Annotated in this window: 3 protein-coding genes; all 3 read right to left on the minus strand. The window is 61.7% G+C overall.

Annotated features, from left to right (window positions below; genetic code table 11):
- Positions 1–165: 165 nt before the first annotated feature.
- On the minus strand, positions 166–459 hold the full coding sequence (locus tag LOC60_RS00375) for a F0F1 ATP synthase subunit epsilon (protein WP_230020698.1): 294 nt from the start codon (positions 457–459) through the stop codon (positions 166–168).
- A 5-nt stretch (positions 460–464) separates the two neighbouring features.
- A complete protein-coding gene (gene atpD / locus LOC60_RS00380) occupies positions 465–1,928 on the minus strand; it encodes a F0F1 ATP synthase subunit beta (protein WP_230020699.1) in 1,464 nt (487 codons plus the stop codon).
- Between the two features lie 78 nt (positions 1,929–2,006).
- Positions 2,007–2,900 carry a F0F1 ATP synthase subunit gamma gene (locus tag LOC60_RS00385; RefSeq protein WP_230020702.1) on the minus strand — a complete coding sequence of 298 codons (894 nt, stop codon included), beginning with the start codon at positions 2,898–2,900 and terminating at the stop codon, positions 2,007–2,009.
- Between the last annotated feature and the right edge of the window lie 147 nt (positions 2,901–3,047).

Consider the following 3,047-nt stretch of genomic DNA (forward strand, 5'->3'; position numbering starts at 1 on the left):
CCCCATCCGCCACCCCGCAGGGGGGAAGCAGATGGAGGCATCGAAGGTCCCCAGGGTGCACCGCAGCTGGCTGCGGCGCACCCCGAAGAGCACTACTGCAAGGACGAGCAGCCCGAAGAGGGCCGCCAACGCAATGAACACATAGGAGCTGTCCATCGGAAGGAGTCAGCGGGTCCCGGCGGTTGCTTCGTTGGTCACCTTGGCATTGTCGGCCACGATGACCACGCGGTTGTTGTCCACGGAGAAGAATCCTCCGTCAACGCTTACCTCAATGCGGGAGCCGGACACCGGTTCGATGGCCAGTCCGCCCTCTGCCAGGATGGCCAGCACCGGCGAGTGACCGGGAAGGATCCCGATCTCGCCGTCGCTGGTGCGGGCCTTGACCATCTTTGCCGCTCCCGACCACACGAAGTGGTCGGCAGCAACAATCTCAACTTGGAGTTCAGCAGTGTCCGCCATGGGGCTCACTTCCCGGTCTGCTCTTGGATCTTCGCCCACTGACGCTCAACGTCATCCATGCCGCCGACGTTGAAGAACGCCTGCTCTGCAATGTGGTCAACGTCGCCGTCGCAGATGGCCCGGAAGCCTTCGATGGTGTCCTTGATGGAAACCGTCGAACCCTCAACGCCGGTGAACTGCTTGGCGGTGTAGGTGTTCTGGGAGAGGAACTGCTGGATGCGGCGTGCACGCGACACGACGATCTTGTCCTCTTCCGAGAGCTCGTCGACGCCGAGGATGGCGATGATGTCCTGCAGTTCCTTGTTCTTCTGGAGGATCTGCTTGACGCGGATGGCCGTGTCGTAGTGCGCCTGGCCAACGTACTGCGGATCGAGGATGCGCGACGTCGAGGTCAGCGGATCCACGGCCGGGTACAGGCCACGGGATGCGATTTCACGGGAAAGTTCCGTGGTCGCGTCCAGGTGGGCGAACGTGGTGGCCGGGGCCGGGTCGGTGTAGTCATCTGCAGGCACGTAGATTGCCTGCATGGACGTGATCGAGTGGCCCTTGGTGGACGTGATGCGCTCCTGCAGCAGACCCATCTCGTCAGCCAGGTTCGGCTGGTAGCCCACGGCGGACGGCATGCGGCCGAGAAGGGTGGAAACCTCGGAGCCTGCCTGCGTGAAGCGGAAGATGTTGTCGATGAAGAGCAGCACGTCCTGGTTCTGCACATCGCGGAAGTATTCCGCCATGGTCAGAGCCGACAGTGCAACACGGAGGCGCGTTCCCGGCGGCTCATCCATCTGGCCGAATACAAGGGCGGTGTCCTTCAGGACGTTCGCCTCTTCCATTTCAACCCAGAGGTCGTTGCCTTCACGGGTACGCTCGCCGACACCGGCGAATACCGAGGTACCGCCGAAGTTGCGGGCAACACGGGTGATCATTTCCTGGATCAGCACGGTCTTGCCGACGCCGGCGCCGCCGAACAGGCCGATCTTGCCGCCCTTGATGTACGGGGTGAGAAGGTCAATCACCTTGATGCCGGTTTCCAGCATCTCGGTGGAGCCCTCAAGGTCCGCGAAGTTCGGAGCCGAACGGTGGATCGGCCAGCGCTCGGTGATCTCCAGCTGGTCTTCGGTGACGTCGAGGGGCTGGCCCAGGACGTTGAAGATGTGGCCCTTGACGCCGTCGCCTACGGGGACGGAGATGGGGGCACCCGTGTCGACCACGGCAGCGCCGCGGACCAGGCCGTCAGTGGCCTGCAGGGAGATGGCACGGACGAGGTTGTCACCCAGGTGCTGGGAGGTCTCGAACGTGATGGTGCGGGTCTGGCCGTCGAGCGTCAGCTCGGTGGTCAGTGCGTTGTAGATGGTGGGGATTGCGTCAGCCGGGAATTCGACGTCGACAACCGGGCCGATGACACGGGCGATACGGCCGGTGGCACCCGAGGCTACGGATTTAGATCCGTGCTCGACAGTTTGGGCAGTCATCTCTCTCACTTCACTCAGTTAGATGGCGTGTGGACTAAGTTTTTTATGCGTTGGAACTTATCTTCGATCTATTGCAGGCTAGGAGGCGCTGAGCGCGTCCGCACCGGCTACGATCTCGGAAAGTTCCTGGGTGATTTCGGCCTGACGCGCGTTGTTGCGAAGTCGCGTGTACTTCTTGATCAGGTCCGTGGCGTTGTCCCCTGCGGCCTTCATGGCGCGCTGGCGGGCGGCAAGCTCGGAAGCGGCTGCCTGGAGCATGGCTGCGAAGATGCGCGACTCGATGTAGCGCGGCAGCAGTGCGTCCAGGACCTTTTCCGGCTCGGGCTCGTATTCGTAGAGAGGCAGGAACTCAGCACTTGACTGCGCTTCTTCCTCCACTACTTCCAGCGGCAGCAGTCGGATGACCGCAGGTTCCTGAATAACCATGGACTTGAAGCGCGTGTAGACGATGTGGATTTCGTCCACGCCGCCGTCTTCGTAGGCCGTGTTGAAGTCATCGAGGAGTGCCTTGCCGATTTCACGGGCTGTTTCGAACTCAGGTGCGTCGGTACCGCCGGTCCAGACCCGTTCCACGGAACGGTTCCGGAAGTCGTAGTACGCCTGCCCCTTGCGTCCAACAAGGTAGGTCTTAACTTCCTTGCCCTCGTCACGGAGCAATTCATTCAGTGCTTCGCCCTGCTTGAGGACACCGGCGGAGTACGATCCGGCAAGACCACGGTCGGAAGTCATGATGACCACGGCTGCGCGCCGGATCTGCTCCGGTTCGGTGGTCAGCGGATGATCGATCTCCGACTGGGATGCCACAGCAGAAACGGCACGGGTGATCGCATTGGAGTAAGGCAGTGACGCAGCCACACGGGTGCGTGCCTTTCCAATGCGAGAGGCAGCAATCAGCTCCATCGCCTTGAAGATCTTCTGCATCGACGTGGTCGACGCGATCTTCTGGCGGTAGACCCGAATTTGGGCTCCCATACTCTTCCTTTCAGTTCCTAGCTCTAAAGCTAGGGGCTAAGGCAATGGCCAGGGGTTCCGCTGCCGGACACTCGGTCCGGCAGCGGAACTCCCTAACCGCTAGCGCGTGTGCATGTCGATATTTTGGGGGGGTACGGGGTGTTGGTC

Source organism: Arthrobacter sp. zg-Y769 (genome assembly GCF_020907405.1).
In the GTDB taxonomy this organism is placed as follows: Bacteria; Actinomycetota; Actinomycetes; order Actinomycetales; family Micrococcaceae; genus Arthrobacter_B.